This window comes from Castellaniella sp. MT123, from assembly GCF_039614765.1.
In the GTDB taxonomy this organism is placed as follows: Bacteria; Pseudomonadota; Gammaproteobacteria; order Burkholderiales; family Burkholderiaceae_B; genus Castellaniella.
The window spans coordinates 839880-864042 of the sequence record NZ_CP154879.1 but is presented as its reverse complement, the minus strand read 5'-3'; the positions used below and the strand labels follow the sequence as shown (position 1 = coordinate 864042).

At 62.5% G+C, this 24163-nt stretch carries 25 protein-coding genes; 9 read left to right on the top strand and 16 right to left on the bottom strand.

Annotated features, from left to right (window positions below):
• The first annotated feature begins 4 nt into the window (after positions 1-4).
• From tmk to ABCV34_RS03955, 4 genes are all read left to right on the top strand, one after another.
• The gene (gene tmk, locus ABCV34_RS03970; RefSeq protein ID WP_345797927.1) at positions 5-670 is read left to right on the top strand and encodes a dTMP kinase; all 666 of its coding nucleotides are present in this window, start codon (positions 5-7) and stop codon (positions 668-670) included.
• The gene (gene holB, locus ABCV34_RS03965) at positions 667-1704 is read left to right on the top strand and encodes a DNA polymerase III subunit delta' (protein ID WP_345797926.1); all 1038 of its coding nucleotides are present in this window, start codon (positions 667-669) and stop codon (positions 1702-1704) included. Before tmk ends, holB begins: the two co-directional genes overlap by 4 nt.
• A gap of 20 nt (positions 1705-1724) precedes the next feature.
• Positions 1725-2501, top strand: a complete 777-nt coding sequence (locus ABCV34_RS03960; protein WP_345797925.1) for a TatD family hydrolase — start codon at positions 1725-1727, stop codon at positions 2499-2501.
• Between the two features lie 85 nt (positions 2502-2586).
• Complete coding sequence (locus tag ABCV34_RS03955; protein ID WP_345797924.1) at positions 2587-3498, top strand: ankyrin repeat domain-containing protein; 912 nt, start codon at positions 2587-2589, stop codon at positions 3496-3498.
• Positions 3499-3520: 22 nt separating this feature from the next.
• Here ABCV34_RS03955 and ABCV34_RS03950 read toward each other — a convergent pair whose 3' ends face one another.
• From ABCV34_RS03950 to ABCV34_RS03920, 7 genes are all read right to left on the bottom strand, one after another.
• The gene (locus ABCV34_RS03950; RefSeq protein ID WP_345797923.1) at positions 3521-4609 is read right to left on the bottom strand and encodes a sulfate ABC transporter ATP-binding protein; all 1089 of its coding nucleotides are present in this window, start codon (positions 4607-4609) and stop codon (positions 3521-3523) included.
• Positions 4606-5493 carry a sulfate ABC transporter permease subunit CysW gene (cysW, locus tag ABCV34_RS03945; RefSeq protein WP_345797922.1) on the bottom strand — a complete coding sequence of 296 codons (888 nt, stop codon included), beginning with the start codon at positions 5491-5493 and terminating at the stop codon, positions 4606-4608. Before cysW ends, ABCV34_RS03950 begins: the two co-directional genes overlap by 4 nt.
• 17 nt (positions 5494-5510) lie before the next feature.
• Complete coding sequence (cysT, locus tag ABCV34_RS03940) at positions 5511-6359, bottom strand: sulfate ABC transporter permease subunit CysT (RefSeq protein WP_345797921.1); 849 nt, start codon at positions 6357-6359, stop codon at positions 5511-5513.
• Positions 6360-7367, bottom strand: a complete 1008-nt coding sequence (locus ABCV34_RS03935; protein ID WP_345797920.1) for a sulfate ABC transporter substrate-binding protein — start codon at positions 7365-7367, stop codon at positions 6360-6362.
• 165 nt (positions 7368-7532) lie between these two features.
• Positions 7533-8345: an RsiV family protein gene (locus ABCV34_RS03930; RefSeq protein WP_345797919.1), complete on the bottom strand. Its 813-nt coding sequence runs from the start codon at positions 8343-8345 to the stop codon at positions 7533-7535.
• 143 nt (positions 8346-8488) lie between these two features.
• Complete coding sequence (locus ABCV34_RS03925; protein WP_345797918.1) at positions 8489-9241, bottom strand: SDR family NAD(P)-dependent oxidoreductase; 753 nt, start codon at positions 9239-9241, stop codon at positions 8489-8491.
• Positions 9242-9304: 63 nt separating this feature from the next.
• The gene (locus ABCV34_RS03920) at positions 9305-10567 is read right to left on the bottom strand and encodes an FAD/NAD(P)-binding oxidoreductase (RefSeq protein WP_345797917.1); all 1263 of its coding nucleotides are present in this window, start codon (positions 10565-10567) and stop codon (positions 9305-9307) included.
• Positions 10568-10788: 221 nt separating this feature from the next.
• Between ABCV34_RS03920 and ABCV34_RS03915 the strand changes: the two genes are divergently transcribed.
• Positions 10789-11085 carry an acylphosphatase gene (locus ABCV34_RS03915; protein WP_345797916.1) on the top strand — a complete coding sequence of 99 codons (297 nt, stop codon included), beginning with the start codon at positions 10789-10791 and terminating at the stop codon, positions 11083-11085.
• 18 nt (positions 11086-11103) lie between these two features.
• On the opposite strand, the gene ABCV34_RS03910 is transcribed toward ABCV34_RS03915, so the two are convergent.
• Both ABCV34_RS03910 and ABCV34_RS03905 read right to left on the bottom strand, forming a co-directional pair.
• Positions 11104-12366 carry an OmpA family protein gene (locus ABCV34_RS03910; protein ID WP_345797915.1) on the bottom strand — a complete coding sequence of 421 codons (1263 nt, stop codon included), beginning with the start codon at positions 12364-12366 and terminating at the stop codon, positions 11104-11106.
• On the bottom strand, positions 12363-13166 hold the full coding sequence (locus tag ABCV34_RS03905) for a MotA/TolQ/ExbB proton channel family protein (RefSeq protein WP_345797914.1): 804 nt from the start codon (positions 13164-13166) through the stop codon (positions 12363-12365). The genes ABCV34_RS03910 and ABCV34_RS03905 overlap by 4 nt, the downstream gene beginning before the upstream one ends.
• A 507-nt stretch (positions 13167-13673) precedes the next feature.
• On the opposite strand from ABCV34_RS03905, the gene copC reads away from it, so the two are divergent.
• Together copC and ABCV34_RS03895 are read left to right on the top strand one after the other, a co-directional pair.
• Positions 13674-14048 (top strand): copper homeostasis periplasmic binding protein CopC, encoded by a 375-nt coding sequence (copC, locus tag ABCV34_RS03900; protein ID WP_345797913.1) that lies wholly within the window; start codon positions 13674-13676, stop codon positions 14046-14048.
• A 3-nt stretch (positions 14049-14051) separates the two neighbouring features.
• A complete protein-coding gene (locus tag ABCV34_RS03895) occupies positions 14052-14957 on the top strand; it encodes a CopD family protein (RefSeq protein WP_345797912.1) in 906 nt (301 codons plus the stop codon).
• Positions 14958-15004: 47 nt separating this feature from the next.
• On the opposite strand, the gene ABCV34_RS03890 is transcribed toward ABCV34_RS03895, so the two are convergent.
• Positions 15005-15493: a cytochrome c gene (locus ABCV34_RS03890; RefSeq protein WP_345797911.1), complete on the bottom strand. Its 489-nt coding sequence runs from the start codon at positions 15491-15493 to the stop codon at positions 15005-15007.
• A gap of 83 nt (positions 15494-15576) precedes the next feature.
• Positions 15577-16074, bottom strand: a complete 498-nt coding sequence (locus ABCV34_RS03885) for a cupredoxin family protein (RefSeq protein ID WP_345798695.1) — start codon at positions 16072-16074, stop codon at positions 15577-15579.
• Positions 16075-16432: 358 nt separating this feature from the next.
• On the opposite strand from ABCV34_RS03885, the gene ABCV34_RS03880 reads away from it, so the two are divergent.
• A complete protein-coding gene (locus ABCV34_RS03880; protein WP_345798693.1) occupies positions 16433-18553 on the top strand; it encodes a copper-translocating P-type ATPase in 2121 nt (706 codons plus the stop codon).
• Between the two features lie 48 nt (positions 18554-18601).
• Here ABCV34_RS03880 and ABCV34_RS03875 read toward each other — a convergent pair whose 3' ends face one another.
• Complete coding sequence (locus tag ABCV34_RS03875; RefSeq protein WP_345797910.1) at positions 18602-19018, bottom strand: DUF411 domain-containing protein; 417 nt, start codon at positions 19016-19018, stop codon at positions 18602-18604.
• Positions 19019-19313: 295 nt separating this feature from the next.
• Between ABCV34_RS03875 and ABCV34_RS03870 the strand changes: the two genes are divergently transcribed.
• Positions 19314-20147: an isocitrate lyase/phosphoenolpyruvate mutase family protein gene (locus ABCV34_RS03870; protein ID WP_345797909.1), complete on the top strand. Its 834-nt coding sequence runs from the start codon at positions 19314-19316 to the stop codon at positions 20145-20147.
• 34 nt (positions 20148-20181) lie between these two features.
• Here ABCV34_RS03870 and ABCV34_RS03865 read toward each other — a convergent pair whose 3' ends face one another.
• The 4 genes from ABCV34_RS03865 to ABCV34_RS03850 form a co-directional block, all read right to left on the bottom strand.
• On the bottom strand, positions 20182-20682 hold the full coding sequence (locus ABCV34_RS03865; RefSeq protein WP_345797908.1) for a TPM domain-containing protein: 501 nt from the start codon (positions 20680-20682) through the stop codon (positions 20182-20184).
• A gap of 2 nt (positions 20683-20684) precedes the next feature.
• On the bottom strand, positions 20685-21533 hold the full coding sequence (locus ABCV34_RS03860; protein ID WP_345797907.1) for a YgcG family protein: 849 nt from the start codon (positions 21531-21533) through the stop codon (positions 20685-20687).
• Positions 21530-22162 carry a LemA family protein gene (locus ABCV34_RS03855; protein ID WP_345797906.1) on the bottom strand — a complete coding sequence of 211 codons (633 nt, stop codon included), beginning with the start codon at positions 22160-22162 and terminating at the stop codon, positions 21530-21532. Before ABCV34_RS03855 ends, ABCV34_RS03860 begins: the two co-directional genes overlap by 4 nt.
• Positions 22163-22270: 108 nt before the next feature.
• Complete coding sequence (locus ABCV34_RS03850; protein ID WP_345797905.1) at positions 22271-24109, bottom strand: GGDEF domain-containing protein; 1839 nt, start codon at positions 24107-24109, stop codon at positions 22271-22273.
• Positions 24110-24163: the final 54 nt, after the last annotated feature.

Below are 24163 nucleotides of genomic sequence, written 5' to 3'. Positions count from 1 at the left end.
AACCATGACGCGACGCGGCTGTTTCATCACCCTCGAAGGCCTGGACGGAGCCGGCAAGAGCACGCACCTGGACTGGATGGCCGGCTGGCTGCGGCGCGCGGGCCTGGACCTGCTGTGCACGCGCGAGCCTGGCGGCACCCCGCTGGGCGAAAGCCTGCGGGAACTGGTCCTGCACCAGTCCATGGACCTGCGTACCGAAACCCTGCTGATGTTCGCGGCGCGCAACGAGCATTGGCGCACCGTGATCCGGCCCGCGCTGGATCAGGGCCGCTGGGTGCTGTGCGACCGCTACACGGATGCATCCTTCGCCTATCAGGGTGGGGGACGTGAACTGGGGCCCGAGCCCATCCGCATCCTGGAAGACTGGGTCCAGCAGGGGCAGGGGCCGGACTGCACCTTCCTGTTCGACGTGCCGCTGGCGGTGGCCCGCCAACGGTTGCAACAGGGCCGCGAATCCGCCGACCGCTTCGAGCGCGAAGGCGCGGCATTTTTCGAGCGCACGCGTCAGGCCTACCATGCGCGGGTTGCGGCGGATCCCGCCCGCTTTCACGTGATCGACGCGCAACGCGGCATCGCCGACATCCGTGCGACGCTGGAAGAAGCCTTGCAGGCTCTGCTGCGGGCTCATCATGACCGGACGCCCGCAACCCGGACGGGGCCGACGGCATGAACACTCCAGATTTTCTGCCCTGGCAGGACACCCAGGCGCGACACTGGCTCGCATCCCGCGAGCGCTTCGCCCACGCCTGGCTGATCCATGGTGTGCCGGGCGTCGGCCAGCTGGAATTCGCCGCCGCCGGGGCGGCCAGCCTGCTATGCGAGTCTCCCCGGGATGGCCTGGCCTGTGGACAGTGCCAGGCCTGCCGCTGGGTGCGGGCGGGCAACCATCCCGACCTGCGGCGCATCCGTCCGGACGCGGTCGCGGCCCAGGAAGGCGCGGCCACCGAGGAATCGGATGAATCCGGCAACAAGAAGCAGCCTTCGCGCGAGATCCGCATCGAACAGATCCGGGGCCTGTTGCCTTGGTTCAACACCGCCACACACCGGGGCGGCTGGCGGGTCGCTCTGCTGTATCCGGCCGAAGCGCTGAACACGATGGCCGCCAACGCGCTGCTGAAGGTGCTGGAGGAACCGCCGGACCATACCGTCTTCCTGCTGGCCGCCCAGGCGCCCGACCGGCTGCTGCCGACGCTGGTATCGCGCTGCCGACGTTTGCCGCTGGCGGTACCGCCGCTGGATGCCGCGTTGGGCTGGCTGCAGACACAGGGTGTGGATCAGCCGGCCGCCCACCTGGCGGCGGCGGGCGGTGCGCCGCTGCTGGCCTTGCAGCAGGCCCAGAGCAAGCAGCCTCCCGCGCCGGTCTGGCTGGAACAGTTCCTGGACTTCGCGGCCCAGGGTGGCGCGTCCGCACGCCTGGCCGATATCCTGGTCGGACTCGATCCCACCGTGTGGCTCGATGGCTTCCAGCGTCTCTGGCTGGATCTGAGTCTGGCCGCGCATGATCTGCCGCCGCGCTATTATCCTGAACAGGCATCCCGGATTTCGGCGGTGGCCCGGGCGGCGGATGCGGCACTGCTGGCCCAGACCGGCAAATGGCTGCGCGAACAGCAGCGCCTGGCCCGGCACCCCCTGAACCCGAAACTGCTGACCGATCACGCGGCGCACCGCCTGCTGCAGGCGGTGCGCCCTGTTGCAGGTCGTTGACACTCATCCTCACAATTGCCATGTACGTCGATTCCCACTGCCACATCAATTTCCCGGACCTGCTGGCCCAGTTGCCGGACGTGCTCACCCGCATGCGGGCGGCCGAGGTTGGCCACGCACTGGTGGTCAGCGTCAACCTGCGCGACTGGCCGGGCCTGATCGCGCTGGTCGAGGCCTACGCCCACCTGCATGCTTCGGTGGGGGTGCATCCGGACAATGACGCCGAAGACGACGACAATGCCGAACCCACGCTCGACGATCTGCTGCGCCGCGCCGCGCACCCGAAGGTCGTGGCGATCGGGGAAACCGGGCTGGACTACTATCGCCTGCCAGAGCCGCTGGACTGGCAGCGGGACCGTTTTCGCCTGCACATCCAGGCAGCGCGCGAGACCGGTCTGCCACTCATCATCCACACCCGCTCGGCGGCCGATGACACGATCCGCCTGATGCGCGAGGAAAAGGCCAGCCGGGGCGTGATGCACTGCTTTACCGAATCCTGGGATGTCGCGCAGGCCGCCATGGACCTGGGTTTCTACATTTCCTTTTCCGGCATCGTGACCTTCAAGAGTGCGGCACAGCTGCAGGAAGTCGCGCAAAAGGTGCCGCTGGACCGCATGCTGATCGAGACGGATTCGCCCTATCTGGCGCCGGTTCCATACCGGGGCAAGATGAACGATCCGTCCAGGGTCATTCACGTCGCGGAAAAGATCGCCGAACTGCGCGGCGTCCCGGTCGCCACGATCGCGAAGGCCACGACAGACAACTATTTCACGCTGTTCGACAAGATTGCCCGATAGCGTCCCCAGCGAACCCCCGGGACCCCGGCCTGATGGCCGGATGCCAGTCGCCCGCCACAGCACCTTCCGACGGAGGATTTCCGCCATGTTTTCGCACCAAGTTCGCCAACCAGCGTGCCGCCATCCGCAACTGTTGATCCTGCTGGCCCTTCTGGTGCTGACTTTCTGGGGGGCTTCGGTACGCGCCCAGCAGCAGCCGACAGCCGATTGGTGGTCGGCGATCCGTCGGGACGACGTATCAGCGGTACAGAGCATGCTGCTGCGCGGCGTGGATCCGACTGCCTTCAACCGCCTGGGCAACCCGGCGCTGACCCAGGCCGCGCGGGACCAGTCCTGGCGCGTATTCGACGTGCTGCGGATCGCTCCCGGCGTGCAGATCGACGAACCCAATGCGCACGATGAAACGGCACTGATGTATCTGTGTATCCAGGGCCAGACCGAACGCGCGGCGACGTTGATACAGGCAGGCGCACAGGTCAACCGCCTGGGCTGGACGCCGCTGCATTATGCCGCCTCCAAGGGGCAGGTCGAAACTGCCAGTGCGCTGATCGAGTGGGGGGCGATCGTCAATGCCCCCGGGCCGGACGGCACCACACCGCTGATGATGGCAGCGCTGTCGGGCAAGGAACCCATGGTGCGCCTGCTGCTGTCGCAGGGTGCGGACGCGACGATGTTCAATGCCGCCCATGAAACGGCCGCCGATTGGGCACGCAAGCGCAACAACACGGCACTGGCAGCGCAGCTGGATGCGCTGGCCGCCAAGGTAGCCCGCGCGCGTAGCAATCCGGCGCAGCATCCCGGCGCGAGTGCCGGGCAGGGTGCGGTGCCCGTACCGGTCACGCCGTCCGGGATGGCCCCGCCGGCAGCACCCGCGGCGCCGGGTGGTCAGGCCACCAGCACGGCGGGGACGGCCGCCCAGGGCAGCCCGCAGGAAGACCAGTCTTCGTTCTCGCGCTATTTCGACCTGGGCCGGTTTGACGAGCCGTCCGGGCACTGATACGCGGCGGTCAGGGCGATCCTCAGAGTGACGCGGCCGGATTCAGGAACACCCGGGCCTCGCGCGGTCGGGCGATGAATCGCCGATGGCCCTGGGCCCGGATCTGATCGAATTCGTGGCTGGGCATGACAACCTCGATGATCTCCTGGGTGTCCGCGCGCCGCAGCTCCAGCTGCGCCAGCGGGCCGAAGGCATGCGCCCGCTGCAGATCGACCAATAGCCCCGAAGCTGCCGGCGGCTGGCCGCTTGCCGGCAGCGGTTCGATCTGGATGTCGTGCGGCCTGACATAGGCCGTTCCCGACGCACCGGCGGCGCCATCCAGGTCGGGCATGTCGAAAGCCGCATCGCCCGTGTGCAGGCGGCCGTCGCGCACGCGGCCGTGGAACAGATTCACGTGCCCCAGAAAGCCGTAGACGAAAGCGGTTTCCGGCCTGTCGTAGACGGCCTGCGGCGCGCCCGCCTGTTCGACCCGGCCTTTGTTCATGATGACGACCTCGTCGGCCACTTCCAGGGCTTCCTCCTGGTCGTGGGTGACGAACAGGCTGGTCATGTGCAGTTCCTCATGCAGCCGCCGCAGCCAGCGGCGCAGTTCCTTGCGGACCTTGGCGTCCAGTGCGCCAAAGGGCTCGTCGAGCAGCAGGACGCGCGGTTCGACCGCCAGGGCGCGGGCCAGGGCGATGCGCTGCCGTTGTCCACCGGACAGGGCCGCCGGCCGGCGGTCGGCCAGCCAGTCCAGTTGCACCAGTTCCAGCAGGCCCATGACCTTGTCGCGGATCCGGCGTTCGTCGGGCCGCTGCCCGCGCGGTTTGACGCGCAGGCCGAAGGCGACATTCTCGAACACCGTCATGTGCTTGAACAGCGCGTAGTGCTGGAACACGAAACCGACCTGGCGTTGGCGCACGTGCGTGCCCGAAGCATCCCGGCCTTCCAGCAGGACTTGGCCCCGGTCGGGGTGTTCCAGGCCCGCGATGATGCGCAAGAGTGTCGTCTTGCCGCAGCCCGAGGGGCCGAGCAGGGCGGTCAGGCGCCCTTCCGGAAACGCCAGGGACACATCGTCGAGCGCGGTGAACGCGCCAAACTGCTTGTGGATCCGACGGACTTCGATACTCATGAGGAGAGCTCCGATGCGGCCTTCTCGGCCTGGGTGCGTAGACGCCACTCCGCCAGGGATTTCAGCGCCAGCGTCAGCAGTGCCAACAGCGCCAGCAGGGACGCCACCGAAAAGGCGGCGGCAAAGTGGTATTCGTTGTAGAGGATCTCCACGTGCAACGGCAAGGTGTTGGTCTGCCCGCGGATGTGGCCGGACACCACGGACACGGCGCCAAACTCTCCCATGGCGCGGGCGTTGCACAGAATCACGCCGTAAAACAGGCCCCAGCGGATGTTGGGCAGGGTGACGTGCCAGAAGACACGCCAGCCCGAGGCGCCCAGGACGAGGGCGGCTTCCTCTTCGTCGCTACCCTGGGATTGCATGAGCGGAATCAGTTCGCGCGCGACGAACGGCACAGTCACGAATACGGTGGCCAGCACGATACCGGGCACGGCAAACAGGATCTGGATGCCATGCGCCTGCAGCCAGGGACCAAACCAGCCCTGGGCGCCAAACAGCAGCACGTAGGTCAGGCCGGCGATCACGGGAGACACCGAAAATGGCAGATCGATCAGGGTGAGGAGTAGTGACTTGCCCCGGAACTCGAAGCGGGCGACAGCCCAGGCGGCACAGACGCCAAACACCAGATTCAAGGGGACCGCGATGGCCGCCGCGGTCAGCGTCAGGCGGATGGCCGCCAGCGCGTCCGGGTCGGTCACGGCCGCCAGGCAGACGGCCCAGCCCTTGGCCAGGGCCTGGTGAAAGACCGCCAGCAGCGGGATGAAGAGAAACAGGAACAGGAAGGAAAACGCCACCCCCATCAATGCCAGGCGAACGTATCGGCCCTCGTCGTTCAGGCGAGCCGCTCCTGCGGAGAGAATCGGATCCAGTGCAATCGAAGCCATGAAGTTTCCTGGTCGTGTCAGTGACTGCCCATACGGCGTCTCACCCACGCCTGCAGCAGGTTGATGGTCAGCAGCAGCGCGAAGGAAATGCCCAGCATCACGACGGCGATGGCGGTTGCGCCCGTATAGTCGTACTGTTCCAGCTTGGTGACGATCAGCAGCGGCGTGATTTCGGACACCATGGACATGTTGCCGGCAATGAAGATCACCGACCCATATTCGCCGGCGGCGCGGGCGAACGCCAGGGCGAAACCCGTCATCAGGGCCGGCAGCAGGGTCGGGAACACCACGCGCACGAAGACCTGTATGCGCGACGCGCCCAAACTACTGGCTGCCTCCTCGTACTCGGTGGCCATGTCCTCCAGCACGGGCTGAACGGTGCGGACCACGAAGGGCAGACCGATGAAGATCAGCGCAATCACCACCCCTAGCGGCTTGAAGGCCACCTGGATACCCAGCGGGGCCAGCAAGCCGCCCAGCCAGCCATTGGGGGCATACAGGGCGGTGAGCGCGATCCCGGCGACGGCGGTGGGCAGCGCGAACGGCAGATCCACCAGGGCATCGACCAGCCGCTTCCCAGGAAAGCGGTAGCGCACCAGCACCCAGGCCACGATGGCACCAAACACGGCGTTCACACAGGCGGCCAGCAGAGCACTGCCGAAGCTCAGGCGGTATGAGGCAAGCACCCTGGGCGCGGTGGCGGCTCGCCAGAAGGCGTCGATCCCGGAAGTCGATGCGCTCAGGAAGAGGGCGGACAGGGGCAGCAGGACGATCAAGCCCAGATAGCTGAGCGTCAGACCCAGCGTCAGATTACGGCCTGGCAGGACGGGATCGGCGGGGGCCCGTGAGGCGAGGGATGCGGTCATTTAGCGTGCGCCCGGCTGGTAAATCTGGTCGAAGATCCCGCCATCGCCGAAATGCGTCTTTTGCGCCTCGGCCCAGCCGCCGGGAATGATTTCGTTCAGCTTGAACAGGGCAATGGACGGAAATTGCCGCGCATACCGGTCGGCGACGGACTTCAGCGTGGGCCGGTAACCCTGTTGCGCCGCAATTTCCTGGCCAACCTCGGAATACAGATAGTCCAGGTAAGCGTGGGCGACCGTCCGCGTGCCGCGGGCATCGACGACGCGATCCACCACGGCCACGGGCGGCTCGGCCAGGATGCTGACCGATGGCGTGATGATATCCACCTTGTCGGAACCCAGTTCCCGGACGGCGAGGCGTGCTTCGTTTTCCCAGGTCAGCAGGACATCGCCGATCCCGCGTTCAACGAAGGTCGTGGTCGATCCCCGGGCACCGGAATCCAGCACCGGGACGTTGCGGTAGAGCTTGCCGACGAATTCGCGGGCCTTGGCCTCATTGCCTTGCGGCTGGCGCAGGGCGTATCCCCAGGCTGCCAGGTAATTCCAGCGGGCGCCCCCCGATGTCTTGGGGTTGGGTGTGATGACCTGCACGTCCGGCCGGATCAGATCATTCCAGTCGTGGATGCCTTTAGGATTGCCCTTGCGCACCAGAAAAACGATCGTGGAGGTGTAAGGTGCGCTATCCAGGGGAAACTGCCGCTGCCAGTCGGTGCGGATGGCCCCGTGCGCGGCGATCGCGTCGATGTCGGAGGCCAGCGCCAGGGTGACGACGTCGGCCTGCAGGCCATCGTTGACCGAGCGTCCCTGCTTGCCGGATCCGCCATGCGACTGGCGCACCGTGACACGGTCGCCCGTCTTGTCCAGCCAGTAGCGGGAAAATGCCTGGTTGTAGGCTTGATACAGTTCGCGCGTGGGATCGTAGGAGGCGTTCAGCAGCGTGACGTCGGCGGCGTGCGCCGCGCCCGCCAGGCTGACGGCAGCCGCCAGGGAAAGCAACAATCGGAATCGCATGGAAGGAAGCCTTGTCAACCAGTGGATCAAGCCACCAGCTTAAAGAGCTCCCTGTCGCGACAGAACGATTTGTTTTATCGAACGATATGGGCAATGCGCATTAGGGGATTGCGCTATATGCGTATGGCCGATGCGCCAGGCCAGGACCTGTGACGGCCCGATGTGTCAGGGCGAAGGCGGCAGGAATTTCGGGTTGAGAATGCCGCTGAGCCGGGGATACGGGATAAGCAGTTCAGGCTGGCCCCAGGCATACGGGGCGATTTCATAGGGCTGGTATTTCACGACCAGACCTGTGTCCGTCAGAGCCACGTTGTCGCTGGACACAAAGGGCCACATACGGGCGAAGTTTTCGGGATCCTCGCGTGCAGCCGGGCTGTTCTTCAGCCAGTCGGCATGGGCTTGGCGTAAAGCCTGGTCGAAGGCCGGACGGGCACCGGGCGCGAGCAGATTGTCGATGGTCAGCGCCTTTTCCGTCTGATTGTCCCAGTTCAGAAATTGCGAGCCCGACATACCGTGGGCCATCCCGGTACGGTACTGACTGGCGTCCAGTTCCACCACGGTCAGGCGGCTGTTGCGGTAGCGGGTGCGTGCGACCAAGTCGGTCTCGTCGCGCGGGCTGGCGGTCTTCCAGAAGTACGCCTCGTAGCCATTCAGGGAGTCATAGGGGGCGGGGCGCTGGGTGTCGAGCCAGGTCATGGACGCCAGCGCGTGATCGATCAGCGCGGTCAGACGGGGGCGGCCGGGAAACGCCAGCGAGTCCACCACCAGTTTGGCGCATTCCCCGGTGCAACCGGGTTGCTTTCGCGTCCATTTCACGGGCTGCGAGAACACACCTTCCTGGCTGGTCTGTTGGTCCAGCTGCGCCGGAATCAGGGACAGATTGTCCTTCGGGCCGCTGGCGCAGGCGGCGAGCAGCAGCGTCAGCGCCAGAACGGCAGGCAGTGGCCGGATGATCGAGGAAGACGGGCGGATCGGCATGGAATACATCTCCGTGGGGCAGGATCGGCTGTCGCGGGCGGCGCCAGGTGGGATTTCGGAGTCAACGACATCTGCCGGAATCCGCACGCGACATGAACGGCAATCTACCATAACCGCCGCATCGGAAGCCCGCTTACAAGCCTTCAGGTACGACGATGAATCCGCAGGCCTGCGAAGGCCTGGCTGACCGGCATCAGCTCGATCGTATTGATGTTCACACGCGCGGGCCGCGTGGCTACCCACGCGACGGCATCGGCCACATCATCGGCCGTGAGCGGGTCGGTTCCCTGATACACCGCCGCCGCCCGCTCCGGATCCCCCAGGCGAACCACGGAGAATTCGGTGCCTCCGCACAAGCCTGGCTCGATATTGGTCACCCGGACCTGGGTGCCCCAGAGATCCGCGCGCAGATTCAGGCTCAGCTGCCGCACATAGGCTTTGGTGGCGCCATAGACGTTGCCGCCGGGGTAGGGGTGGCTGCCCGCGACCGAGCCGATATTGACGATGTGCCCCTGATTGCGCCTGACCATGCCGGGCAGGATGGTGTGGACCAATCGGGTCAGGCCCAGCACATTGGTCGCAATCATGCGATCCCAGTCCGCCATCGATGCGTCTTGAGCCGGGGCGACGCCCAGCGCCAGGCCGGCATTATTGACGAGCAGGTCGATCCCGTCGAAGTCGCTCGTCACCTGGGCGCACCCCTGTTCGACGGATGCCGCATCCGTGACATCCATCACCAGGGGATGAAAGCCCGATCCCAATTCCGCCCGCAGGGCCTGCAGGCGATCCAGTCGGCGGGCGGCGCCGACGACCGTGTATCCTTCAGCCATCAGCCGGCGGGAGATGGCGGCGCCAAACCCGGCCGAGGCACCGGTGACCAGGGCGATCTTGGACATGAGAGATCCTTTCTGTAAGAGACGGCGATGTGCCATCCTAACAGAAGAGAAGGGACTCTCTGGTCAGGGCTGCACCGATGGCACCCCGGCGGGAAACTGGCGGGATTTGTGCGTGACCGGCAGACCGCGTCCCTTGATCAGGATGTTCCAGTAGAACCAGGGCATGAAGGATCGCTTGAGCCACCAGTACGACCGCCGGGGTACGCGGGGGTCGAGCGGGAAGCTGGGTGTAATTGTGCCGCCGTAGGTGAATTCCGCCAGCAACACCTTGCCCCGTGACGTCGTCAGCGGGCAGGCCGCGTAGCCGTCGTAGGATTCCACGTTACCCGCGCCGCGCAGGGCGCCCAGCAGATTGCCCACCAACACGGGCGCCTGGCTCTTGATGGCCGCCGCCGTTTTGCTGTTGGGGGTGGATGTGCAATCCCCCAGGCCGAAGACGTTGGGATAGCGGGGGTGGCGCAGGGTCTGCTTGTCCACTTCCAGCCAGCCGGCCGCATCGGCCAGCGGGCTCTGACGGATGAAATCAGGGGCGCTTTGCGGCGGCACCACATGCAGCAGGTCGTAGGCGACCTCTTCGCGGACGGGCTGGCCGTTGACCACGGATTCGAACACGGCGATCCGGTCTGCGCCGCGCACCTGGACCAGGTGCTGGCCAAAACGCGTGTCGGCACCATAGGACGCCATCACCTTGTCCAGCGCCTGGGCGTAGAAGGGGACGCCGAATACCGTCGCGCCGGCCGTGCGAAACTGCAGGCTGTCTGCCTTGATGCCTTGACGGCGGAAGTGGTCGGCCGCCAGGTACAGGGCCTTTTGCGGGGCGCCAGGGCATTTCACCGCGCCCGCCGGTTGCGTGAAGATCGCCGTGCCCCCCCGAAACTGACGGACCAGTTCCCAGGTATAGGGCGCCAGGTCATAGCGGTAATTGCTGGTGACCCCATTTTTCCCCAGAGCATCAGCCAGGCCGTCGATCGCGTTCCAGTTGATCTGAATGCCGGCAGCCACTACCAGATAGTCATAGGCCACACGGCTGCCGTCATCCAGTTCCACCAGGCGCTCGTCGGGCAGCAGCGCGTTGACACGTTGGGCGATGTGGCGGACGTCATGCGGCAGGCAGTCATGCAGGGCATGTCGCGTATCCTCGGCGCGGTAGGCGCCTCCGCCCACCAGCGTCCAGGCTGGCTGATAATCGTGATGATTGGACGGATCGATGATGGCGATATCCAGGCCAGGCTGGTTCCGGCGCAGGCGCGCGGCGACGGTGGCTCCGCCGGTGCCAGCGCCGATAATCACCACGGCATGTTTGCGGATAGACGGTGCGTTGCTCATGAAGGCCTCGAATGGGTCGATAATGCCGTGGGCCCCCGGCCCGATCGGCGATGGACCCATTCTAGGCACCGGCCTTCATGAACAGAACGACGGATCGGCTATGTCCTTATGACCGGCGCACCAGGCCAGGCAGGTCCGGAAGGGCAGCGGGGATATCGCTTGTGTCGCGCCTGAAGCTGGCCTTCCTCCTCGACCCGCTTCAGGTAAGATGACGATCTGCCATGAAACATTTACCCGATTCACATCAGCTGGAAACCTTGTCCGTCTTTGTGGAAGGCAAGGTGCAGGGCGTCGGATTCCGGGCCGCCACCGTGCGCCAGGCGCATCTGTTCAAACTAGGCGGCTGGGTGCGCAACCTGCCCGATGGGCGCGTCGAGGCGCTGCTGCAGGGCCCGCACGCGGCCGTCGACCAGATGCTGTCCTGGCTGTTGCAGGGGCCGCCCGCAGCCCGGGTCACCCACGTCAGCCACCAGGAAACCCGCACCGAACGGCATTACGACCGTTTCGAGCAGGTCTGATCTCCTGACTGGCAAGCCTCAGCCAGGGTTGCCCGGTTTCTGCGTGCTGGCAATGGGCGGTGCTGGTTTCTCGCCCGCCTGGGCCTTTTCGATCACCAGTTCCACGCGGCGATTGCGGGCGCGGCCGTCGGGGTCGTGATTGTCTCCGATGGGGTGGGTATCCGCGTAGCCCACGGCTTTCAGGTGCGTCTTGTCGATGCCGTTGGTCTGCAGATAGCGGACCACGCTGCTGGCGCGCGCGCTGGACAGTTCCCAGTTCGAAGGGTACTTCGCGCTGGCCCGTAGCGGCACCGAATCGGTATGGCCCTCGACCGTCAGGTCGTAACCCTTTTTCGTCAGGACCTGCGCCATGCGTTTCAGGACCGACAGCCCATGACGGCTGAGGTCGGCCTGCCCCGGATCGAACAGGATCTCGCTGTTTACCCGCAGACTGACCGTCCGTTTGTTGACGATGACCTCGACCTCGCTGCCCAGTCCGCCCAACGGCAGGGCGGCGGCCAGGGACGCGCCCTCGGACGTCGCATCCACGGGCTTCTCCGCAACAGCTGGTGTTTCCGGCGCTTTGATGGATGTGGCCGACGAAGGCTGCGCCGTGGCGCCGGGGGTATCCGGTTGGAGAGCCTCCACGGGATCGACGGGCGGCTGTGACGTTTGGGCGGCGGCCACCAGGGGCACAGCAGGCTGGCTGGCAGGTTCGGACGGCGCCGCCGGCGTGGCGGATCGTGGTGTGGACGCTACCAACTCAGGATCTGTTGTGTCTGGAATGATGGAAACCGGGGGTACGGTTGCTGGAGCGCTGACTGCCGGGACATTCAACGGCGGAAAAGTCCCCGCCAGAGGGCCCAGCATGGGTTGCGAGGCAACTTGCGGCATGAATTCCGCCGTCGGCGCGGCCGGGTAGGGGGCGGACGTATCGGGAAGGGGGATCGCGGCGGATTTGGCGGCATCCATGACCGATGCGTCCGGTTCTCCGACGATGGATGCGATGGTGGGGCGGTCGGCGGGCGGCTCAGCGTGGCCCTTCCGGTTCATGGTGCCCGCGAACGCCAGCATGACGATGATCGCCACGAGCATCAGTGTCATCATGTCCAGATAGGTCAGGAACCAACTATCCTCATGCTCGGTCTGGACCGGCTGATCCAGCCCCCAACGGTTCGCGGACCCCGAACCATGACCGAGACGACGCCGCTCGTGCCGCGCGCGTTCGAGCTCGGCCTCGAGCGCATGCATGCGCTGCACGAACTCGCGCGCAGGCTGCAGTTCGGCGGTGCGCGATCTCATGCGGCCGGTTCCGCGCGCGGTGTGGCCTCGGTGTCCTTGATCTCGTCGCGGACATCGGCCACGAATGCCTTCAGGGTCTCGCGCATCAACGAAGGACTGCGCTTCTGGCTCATCATCGAGATGCCCTGCATGATCGTGTTCATCAGGACCAGCCGCTGCTCGGTGCGCCGTTCCAGCTTGACGGCGATGGGCTTGAAGACCAGATTGGCCAGCAGAACGCCGTAAAAGGTCGTCATCAGGGCCAGCGCCATCTGGCGGCCGATGACAGCGATATCGCCGCCGCCCAGCACGAACAGCAGATTCACCAGCCCGACCAATGTGCCCACCATTCCGAAGGCCGGGGCGAAACCCGCCATGACACGAAACAGCTGGGCTTCGGCGTGTTCCTTGGCCTTCATCCGGGCGATGCGCCACTGCAGGAGGTCCAGAATGTCGGATTCCGGGACATTGTCGATCACCAACTGGACGCCGCTGCGCAGAAAGGGATTGGACACGCGCTCCAGGGCTGCTTCAACCGTCCGGATATCGCTTTGCATCCAGATCCGGGCGATTTCCACCAGATCCTCCAGATCCTTGTCGATCTGCAGTTTTTCGTGGTGCACGATGCTGCGCATCAGGCCGAAGACGCGCATGACCTCGCGCAGCGGATACGCGATGAAAGTGGCTGCCGCCGTACCCACGAGCACGATGCCCAGGCCTGGCAGATCGATGAACAGGCGCGGATTCTCGGCGGAAAAAACCAAGACGATGGCCAGCAGCAGGATGCTGGCGACAATGCCGATCAGGGTCGAGGGATTCATGCGGGAGGCCGGCAGGAAAACCGGAGGGGCTGGACGAAAGTCTGCATCTTACCGTGATCCGTCCGGAAAACATGTGACATGGGCGCGTCAGGGCGGCATGCCGGGCGATGTCGCAGGCTTTAAAGCCACACCTTTGGTTCCTGTGTTAATTCGCATAATGTGTATTATGTAAAGTATAAGATAATTCCTCATACTGGTCTAAGAGTACGTCCGTAGTCTCTTCATTGCGCCACCCGCAAGGCCAACCACGACGAAGAAGACTGACTCACACAACCCAGGGCGATGGCGGAAAATGGGCATGGGCACCGCCTGGACCATTACCTTGTTCCTGGCCATCATCGCAGGAGACAGAAATTGGACGTTGCCGGCCTGATCCATAGCTACGGCTACCTGGCGGTCGCCGCAGGTACCCGTGCTGATCGGCCTGATGCTCAACCACCGTGCCGGCACCGCGTTCGCGATATGATTATCAATATCGTCAAGCACATCCTCGAATAAGGCATCACCATGCACACTGCCGTTAAGACTGCATTTTCGATCGCGACCGCCACGGGCCTGCTTCTGGTCGTGAGCATGGGCCAGGCCTGGGCGCACGCCCATCCGGTACAGCAGACCCCTGCCCCGGATACGACCATCAGTGCTCCTGGGGCCGTCACCATCGTCTATACCGAGCCGATCGAAGCTGCCCTCAGCAGCCTGAATGTGCTGGATGCGCAGGGCAAGCAGGTCAACACGGCAAAGGCCCATGTCACGGACAGCAACCACAAGTCGCTGGAGGTCGCTTTGCCAAAACTGTCATCAGGACACTACAAGGTTCAGTGGGCCGTCGTGGCGGACGATGGGCACCGCTCACACGGCAGCTATACCTTCGCCGTCAAATAGCGGATGAGCGTGGTAAGCCTGGCCGCCAACTGGTTACAGCCGTTTTTTTCCTTCTGGGTCGATGCCACACTCGCCGTCGTGGGGGGTGTGTGGGTGATGTCTGGTGCGGTTCCGCAGCGGACCCGAAAGCCGCTGCTCGCTGTCCTGCGCGCTGCCACTGTGCTGCTCGGGCTGGGGCTCGTTGCGTACCTGGGCGTGGCGACAGTGGCCATGACCGATACCGGCCCCGCTGATTTTGTCGGCTATCTGTGGATTGTCCTCACGGGGACGGACTTCGGTGTCATGATCTGGGTGGCAGCCTGTGCCTGGCTTATGCTGATGCTGACTGCGTTTTCAGAGCACGCCACACGACAGGCGGTCGACCGTCCACCTCCATGGGCACTGGTGCTTTGGGGTTCTGGTGGGGTTCTTCTTGCCTATGCACGTGCCGCCACAGGACATGCAGCCGACCAGGGGTTCTTCAGTCTCGCGATCATGGCACATACCGCGCATGTCCTCGCGGCGTGCCTGTGGGTCGGCTCGGCTGTCGTATCCGTTCGCCTTTTATCCCTTTGGAAGACTTGGACGCTGTCCGAGCAGAGCCGGCTGGCGCATCGGCTCTCGGCGCTTGCGACTATCGTTGTTCCCTTGGTGGCTGCAACGGGCGTCGTGGATGCCTTTCGTACGCTCGGTGAGGCAGCTCATGTCTGGGGGTCGCCGTACCTGTGGATATTGCTGGCCAAACTCGCGCTAGTCGCCGTGGTCGTGATTTTAGGCAGCTGGAATCGCTGGATCTGGATGGTGCCCCTGGATGCCGGCCGGGTGGATGCACTGCGCGGCTTTGCCACGGTCCTTGCGGTCGAGGCTATTGCGCTTTGCGGTGTGCTGCTGCTGGCCGCCAAACTGGGCACGATGGCTACGCCGACCTGACGGATCTTGCACGGCACAGACCAGTGCGGGCCACGGCCACGGCAGCGTCACCGCCGCTGCTGCTGTTCGGTGACTTCCTTTTGCATGCGCAGGACGTCAGCAGGCCAGGTGCTCTTGATGTAAGTGAGCACCGCAACGATCTGCTCATCGTTCAGTGTGCTGCCAAAAGCCGGCATGTCGCTCTGGTAACCGGGCGGCGCAGTGCGCCCGGGAACCAAGCTGTTCTTCACCAGGTCGACGAGCACCGCATCCGGGTGGTGCCAGGTGTGACCTGTACGATCATGCGGTGGGGCCGGCAATCGCCCGTTGGCCAGACGCTCGCGCCAGTTCGGCTGGCCCTGCAGCTTTGCGCCGTGGCAAGCTGCGCACGTGTTCGCATAAATTGCCCTGCCCTGTACGACCAGTTCCTGGTTTGCGGGGTCGATGAAAGTCGCGCCAGATGGGCGACTGGCCCAATACAGCAAGGCAACGCCAGCTAGTGCGGCGGCACCAGCGGCTGCAACGGCCCATTTTTTATTGAATTGAAGAAATGCCATGATCTGAGCTGAAACTGATTCTGTTCAACGGAGGTAAGTACCGCAGGCCTGGGAAGATCACTACTTGGGCGTGAGTGCGGACATCAGCCAACTGTCACCTTGCCCACCATCCCTGCTTCCATATGACCGGGGATAAGGCACGCAAAGTCCACCGTGCCGGTTTGATCGAAGGTCCATACCAGCCCGCCGATCTTGCCAGCTGCGAGCGTGATCATGTTGGGCTCGGCATGCTTCACCCCAGACATTTTCCGCATTTCCATGGCATGTTCCTTCAGGTCGGCCATCGTGCCTATCACCATCTCGTGCATGAGCCGCCCGGTGTTCTTCACAACGAAACGAATGGTCTCTCCCGCCTTCACCGGAATTTCGGCAGGCGTGAACCGCATGGAATCATCCATCTTGATTTCGACAGTGCGGGTGACCTGGGCTGAATCGCCAGGTCGGCCAATAGTGGATGGCGCCGCCGACATGGTGGACATATCGTGCCCCGGCATGCCGTGCGCAGGCGCGTCATGTCCGCCCGATGCCCAGGACAAGGCCGGCAAGATGCTCAGTGCCAGGATGGCAAAAGGTCTGTTCATCATTAGAATTTCTCTTGAAAATTGACATGAACCGGGGCTTTCCACGAACGCAGTTCCTGTTCATGTGACCGCGGGAACCGATACTCTACGGGAGTACGGCTGTCAGACTGATGACGCCACCATGACAATCTTGTCATCTACGCGTCATGGTGGCGTCACTTCCTCCCGACTAGAATCGAGCAACGGCTGTCTTGCAGTCCCCTTTCATATCGCAGCAACCCAAATATATGGGAGAGCAGGTTCATGACATTGCTCTTCATTGGGGATGAGGCCAATGATCACATCAAAGAGGATCCGCATGGACCACCATCACGCGCACCTTCATGACTCGCATTCAGGCCATGACCAAAATCGGGACATGGCGCAGTCTGTGGATCTTCCCGCAGGGACGATCTACACCTGTCCAATGCATCCCGAGATCCGGCAGGATCATCCGGGAAACTGCCCAAAATGCGGCATGACCCTCGAGCCGTTGATGCCCAGTCTCGATGACGAGAACCCCGAACTCAAAGATTTCACACACCGTTTCTGGTGGACGTTGCCACTGACCGTCATCGTGACCGTGCTCGCCATGTTCGGCCACCGGCTGGGCTGGTTCAGTATGGGCGTACAAACGTGGATCGAGCTGGTGTTATCGACACCCGTTGTACTCTGGGCTGGGAAATCCTTCTTCATTCGCGGTTGGCGATCGATCGTCAATCGCAGCCCGAACATGTGGACGCTGATTGGGCTGGGAACAGGGGCCGCATACGTCTATAGCGTCGTGGCGACGGTTGCGCCGGACGTATTTCCCGAGTCATTCGTGTCGATGGGGCGTGTTTCCGTCTACTTTGAAGCCGCAGTCGTCATTATTTCGCTGACCCTGTTTGGCCAGATACTTGAACTACGGGCCCGGTCGCAGACCTCGGCCGCCATCAAGTCACTGCTGGGGCTCGCACCCAAGACCGCTCGACGAATCAATGCGGATGGCTCCGAAGAAGACGTTCCGTTGACCCACGTCCATGAAGGGGATCGTATTCGCGTACGCCCCGGCGAAAAAGTGCCGGTGGATGGCATTGTGGAAGAAGGGAGTAGTTCGCTCGACGAATCGATGCTGACGGGCGAACCGCTTCCAGTTGGCAAGCGTCCGGGCGACACCGTGATCGGCGCAACGATGAATACCTCGGGTTCCCTGGTCATTCGCGCCGAAAAAGTGGGTTCCGCGACTGTGCTTTCGCAGATTGTTCAACTCGTTGCGCAGGCGCAGCGTTCGCGCGCGCCCATGCAACGCATGGCGGACATCGTGGCCGGCTACTTTGTCGTGGCTGTGGTGATGATTGCGGTGACCACCTTTATCGTCTGGGGCTTGTTCGGTCCTCAACCGAGCTGGGTGTATGGCTTGATCAATGCCGTCTCCGTCCTGATTATTGCGTGTCCTTGCGCGCTGGGGTTGGCCACACCCATGTCGATCATGGTGGCAACCGGTAAAGGCGCCACCCAAGGCGTGCTCTTTCGCGACGCGGCCGCGATCGAAAACTTCCGCAAGGTTGACACCCTGATCGTCGACAAAACGGGGACCTTGACCGAGGGGCGGCCGACATTCGAGCAAGCCATACCTGCAGAGAACGCAACGGAGGATGACGTCCTGCGGCTTGCGGCCAGCCTCGATCAGGGCAGCGAACACCCTCTTGCGCATGCCATCGTGGAAGCCGCCCACGAACGCGGCCTCTCCTTAAGCGCCGTCAATGAATTCGAATCCAGCAGCGGTATTGGTGTTCGTGGAGAAGTCGACGCAAAGCGGCTTATTCTCGGCAACACTACCCTGATGCAGCAAGAGGGCGTGGATACCGCTGTCATGACTGAAGCCGCCGACTCATTGCGCGCCAAAGGCGCAAGCGTCATGTTTCTGGCAGCGGATGGCCGACTCATTGGCCTGTTGGCAGTCTCAGATCCCATCAAGAAGAGCACACCAGAAGCAGTTCAGAACCTGCATGACGCGGGAATCCGCGTGATCATGGCGACGGGCGATGGCGTCGCGACGGCTCATAACGTTGCGCAGCAGCTGAACATCGATGAGGTCTACGGAGAAGTGAAGCCCGCCGACAAGCTGGACCTCGTTACCCGCCTTCAGGCGGAAGGCCGGATTGTCGCTATGGCTGGAGACGGTATTAACGATGCGCCGGCGCTCGCCAAAGCCGATGTCGGCATCGCCATGGGAACCGGCACCGATGTGGCGATGAGCAGCGCGCAAGTCACCCTGGTCAAGGGAGATTTGCGTGGGATTTCCATTGCCCGCCACCTCTCAGAGAGAACAATCGCGAACATGAAGCAGAACCTGGGCTTCGCATTCATATACAACACGCTGGGCGTGCCACTGGCAGCGGGCGTCTTGTACCCCTTTACCGGGCTATTACTTTCACCCATGGTTGCCGCGCTGGCAATGAGCCTGAGTTCAGCATCCGTGGTTCTCAACGCCTTGCGCCTGCGGAATTCGGCTTAACTGAGGAAATAACGGCGGTTTCAATACGTGACGGATCTCTTCAGGCAATCAATCTCTGGAAAAGGGCTTGCCGTTGAAGTCGACAGTCACCAGATTGCCGTCCTGCACACCCATGCCTGGCGCATTCGAGGGCATTCCAGGCGCGGCCACGCCCTTCACTGAAGTATCCGCCAGAAGCTTGCGCACGACGGTTGCCGGCACGTGCCCTTCGACGAGTTGACCTGAAGCTTCCACCACGCCCGTATGGCAAGAGGCAAGCTCCATCGGCACACCCAATTTCTGTTTGACGGAAACGATATCATTCGTCTTGATCGCCTTCACTTCAAAACCGGCGTCACGCATGTGGCTGACCCAGCCGGAGCAACAGCCGCAGTTGGGATCCTGATAAACGGTAATTGCACTCCCGGCTGCGTATGCACCTGATGACGCCACTGAGAGCATCGTCATGGCAAGCCACTTTTTCATGAATAAACTCCTGATAAATTCAATATCGGACGGGACCAGCACGCCTGCACGGATCACTTGCGCTGCCGCAAGATAACATCTGCCTGCGCCTTCATCACGGTCATTTTATCCACCTGTGCCTGACCACCGGATGACCGGCTCATTACAATATTGTCATCGAGGGATCATCCTGATGTCAGGCATCGCAGACGGCCGATGTGCCTTCCCTTCCTGATTACCGATAGAAAGGCAGCCGACGCCCGCAACCGCCACACCATCAACACCCGTTTTGGGTTAATTTCCGGAGGATATCCTCATGACCAGCCAAGCACCCTCGCTTCGCCACACCGCGTTTCGAAAATTGCACGAAAGCGGCTGCTTCATTCTCCCTAACCCCTGGGATCCGGGGTCGGCTCGCTGGCTGGAACAGGCTGGGTTCAAGGCGCTGGCAACCACCAGCGCAGGATATGCCTTTTCGCGGGGAATGCCGGATCGCAAGATCGGTGTCGATGAGGTGCTGCGCCATTGCACCGAGTTGGTACAGGCGACTCAACTGCCAGTGAATGTCGATTTCGAGGACGGCTATGCGAGTACCCTTGAAGGACTGAGGGAAAACGTCCAAAGGTGTGTCCTTACAGGCATATCGGCGTTGTCGATCGAAGATTCCGTGCAAGACGCACAAGGGACGCGACTGTATGATTTCGATAGCGCGGTTGCACGCATGCGGGCGGCACGCGAAGCTATCGACGCCATAGACCCGAACGTCATGCTGGTTGGGCGCGCCGAGTGCTTCCTGGTCGGTCAGCCTGATCTCGACGAAACGCTCAAGCGCCTATCGGCATATGCTGAAGCGGGGGCGGACTGCCTCTATGCACCTGGACTTTCCACCAAAGAACAGATCAGCGCCGTTGTCAAAGCCGTCGTGCCCAAGCCCGTGAATATCATGATGGGTCCCGCCGCCAAGCTCGGTTTCAAGACGCTCAGGGATATCGGCGTGCGTCGAATCAGCACCGCCAGTACTCTGGCGCTTGCCGCGTGGACCGGGTTTGCACAGGCGGTGGATCGACTCAAAAACCAGGAAATTGATGGGTTTGGTAATTCTGTCGATTACTTTCAGCTCTGCGAACGGTTTAAAGAGACGGCTCGATAAAGCATGACGGTCTCGTGCCGATGCTGGTGGGCTATTACAGCAGCACAGGGCTGTCCGGCAATTCCCCCAATGATTCACCGTCACCAGCTGGAAAATGTTTTGCGAGGCAGTGTGTCACTGCCAGGACCCCTGCTTCCACCCCCTGCAAATAGCGGCCCTGGCCAAAGGTGACTTCCATCGAACGGCAGATCTTTGCCCATTCCTGGGTGCCGACCTTCACGTGAATGCCGCGATCGGCAACGATCTCAACGGCTCGATCCGCCAATAAAACATAGATCAGCACACCGTTGTTGTGTTCGGTGTCCCATACCCGCAAGAGGGAAAATACCTCGATGGCACGCTCATTGGCCGTCTGACCGCGCAGCAGTGCCGCACTATTCAGTGCGCCCTCCACCGCGACGCGGATTTGGCCAGCATGGGTTTTTTCACTTTGTGTGATGGCTGTTTCGATGGCTCGTAAGGTGGGTGGGGTAAAAATTCTTTTGACTTGCCAGCTTGTCGTCACGAGATGCAGGCAAATGCGTTTGAGGTCCATCTTTACCACCTCCCCGAGGCGCCACCGCCTCCAAAGCCACCACCGAATCCTCCGCCGCCCCGGCCGAACCCCCCAGACCCGCCCCCGCCACTATGCCAACCGCCACGTCCACCCATGCCTCCCCCCACCAAGGTGAACACAAAGGCGATCAACCCAGCCCCTAATGCCACCGAGAAGGCCCCGATAAACAGCCAAGCCAGCACTGCGGCACCGCCACCCGCGGCAATGGCCGCAGGGAACCTCCCGAGGGCCTGCCGCAGGATCCCTCCGATGACGAGCACCAACAGGAAGATGACTGGCACCAGTTGCCCGAAAGCGCCATCGTCATTGCGGTCACGTCGGGTGGGTGCGGGTAGCGGCTCGCCGTTGACTAATCCGATCATGCGATCGACCCCAGCCTCGATACCGCCATAGAAGTCGCCCTGTTGAAAGCGTGGCACGATGACTTCACTGATGATGCGCTTGCTGGTGGCGTCGTTGAGCACGCCCTCCAAGCCATAACCGACCTCGATGCGCAGCGTTCGGTCATTTTTGGCGACAATCAACAGCGCGCCATCATCTACGTTCTTGCGCCCGAGCTTCCACTGCTCAACCACGCGAAGCGAATACTGCTCGATTTGCTCATCTCCCGTGGTTGGAATGATAAGTACGGCAAGCTGACTCCCTTTGGCGGCTTCGAAGGCCTGCAGCTTTTGCTCCAAGGCCGCTGTCTGCTCACGGGTCAAGGTGGCTGTTCGGTCAGTGACGCGAGAAGCCAAAGGGGGGATAGGCACTGGCTGAGCAACGGTAGCCAAGCTCCAACACAGCGTGGCTACCGCCAGTAAGATCCTCACCCCACGCGAGGTTCTCATTTGCTACCGCCCTGGGCGCCTGCCTGTCCCGTCCCGGTGGACGTGCCGAAATCAACACGCGGCGGGGCGGAAATGGCTTTTTCATTTTCCACGGCAAAACTCGGCTTCACCTTGTAGCCGAAGGCCATTGCGGTGAAGTTGGACGGGAAACTTCTTACCGTAATGTTGTAGTCCTGAACGGCTTTGATGTACCTGTTGCGTGCAACGGTAATCCGATTCTCGGTGCCCTCGAGCTGCGCTTGCAAGTCGCGGAAATTGGCGTCGGATTTCAGTTGTGGGTAATTTTCCGAGACCACCAACAGTCGGGATAGCGCACCCGTCAACTGGGCTTGTGCCGCTTGGAACTTGGCAAAGGATTCGGGATCATTCAACAGCTCTGGCGTCACTTGGACCGACCCGACTCGTGCGCGAGCGTTCGTGACTTGTTCCAGCACGTCTTTTTCATGAGCCGCATACCCTTTGACGGTGTTGACCAAATTGGGAACGAGATCCGCCCTGCGCTGGTACTGGTTCAACACCTCCGACCAGTTCGATTTGACCTGTTCGTCGCTGGACTGCAACGTGTTATAGCCACAGCCGGAAAGGCTCAGCGTCAGCACAATTAGCAGCAGAGTCCATACTTTGCGCATGAGCGCTCTCCTTGATCACGAAATAACCTGACCCATCATACCGAACACCATGCCGCCATGCGGGATGGTGTTCGGTATGATGACCTCTGCTGTCGCCCGCGTCCGAGCTCAGACTGCGGAGCTGCGTCGCTCTATGAACAAAACGGCACCCCGGGACTTCTTGGCTTGGGATTTGGCCTCAGACGCTGCCTGGGCGACCTGGTGGTGCGATTCATAGTCGCCCGGCTCCACTTCGACGGCGCCCAGCGACAACGTGGGCAGATCGTAATGGCGGCACTGGCCCTGACGATCTTCCGCTTCGTAGCCTTCAGATGCGCTCACGCCCGCATCGGCCAGTTTGCGGGCGAGCTCATTGGAAAAGTCCGCCAGCATGCGCTCGCACCGCAAACGCCAATCAGCACTGCGAAACAGCAGAAGGAAATCGTCACCGCCAATGTGGCCGAGAAAATCCTGCTGTACATCGACATGGCGCGACAGCACACTGCCAAGCAGCCGGATCACCTCATCGCCTTGCTGATAACCGAAAACATCGTTGAAGGGTTTGAAATTGTCCAGATCGGCGTAGCACACGCTGAAAGACAGGCCGCTTGCCAAATACCGCTGGATCTGCCGATCGATCGGCACATTGCCTGGAAGCTGAGTCAGCGGGTTGGCATGACGCGCGGCGCGCAACTGCATGCGGGTGAGCGCCAGCAGAAGATCCTGGCTCGAGCCGATTCCCAGGTAACGCCCGTGCCGTGTGATCAGGAAGTCGCTGACCATACCATTGCCCTCGGCCAGTGAGCGGCTCAGCGCGATCAGGGGTGTGCGCATCTCAAAAACCTGAGGCTTGTCGTCCATGAAAATCCGGCATGGTTTGCGGCCGTAGACCTCCCTCTGATACGGCTGGGAGAACCGCTCGACCAGGCCGCCGCGGGTCAGGATGCCCACAGGGACGCCCTCATCCACCACAGGCAGGGTGTGCAGATCCGAGTGAGCCATGAACCTCTCGAGGACGATCTCATTGGGCGTGTCGGAACTCACGCTGGGGACACGCCGCAGCAGCTGTACCGCCCTTCCCTCGGTTTCGTCGACAGGCAAATCCAGTTCGGTGCCGGATGACGACACGAGCAGGTGCCGGTCGGCGAGACGTACGGAAGCCGCATGAATCCGGTCCTGATCCGGCTCGGCGGACGGACGTTCGATGAAGTACCCTTGAAGGAAGGCCACCCCCTGATCCCCCACGCAGGCGAAATCTTCCTGCGTCTCGATACCCTCCGCAATCACAACGGCACCCGCCACGGCCGCGATATCGCTGACTGAGCGCATCATCTGCTGACGCAGCAAATCGTTGTGGATGCCCAATGAAAAGGTTTTATCGATCTTGACGAATTCTGGGCGTAATTCCAGCCAGCGCCCAAGATTCGAGGAACCTGCCCCCAGGTCATCTATTGCAAAACGCACGCCTCGGGAGCGGAATCTGCCCAGAATGGGCTGCAGGACATCCCACGAGCCATCATCTGCCTGCTCGGTCAGCTCCATCACCAGCCGCTCGCCTGCCAGGCCCGTTTGGGCCAGTAGCGTGCCGATGTTCAAGCCCTGCTCCTCGGCGCATACCAAGGCCCGAGGGCTGATGTTCACGAACAGCTGCCCGCTCAAACCCAATGCCACAAAGCGATGAACAATGGCACGCACACAGTGATGCTCCAGGGCGACACTCAAACCGACGCTGTGTGCCGCCGCGAACAGCGCAGCGGGCTGATGCAGCGTCCCGCTCTCGGGGCCACGAATCAGTCCTTCGTAGCCGAGGACAGTCCCCTTGTGCGGCCAGAGAATGGGCTGGAACACCGGCGTCAGACTATCCGAGGCCAGCAGTCCGCTCAACTGATGATAGAGCGCCGATTGTTTGGCGGCCGGCACAGCCTGTGGCAATCCCCCAAGCCCGACGACTGAAGACACCGAATCCATTCATTTACCGTGAGTTCACGCAGCGAACTGCATCTTAGCCAGAATGGATGACAG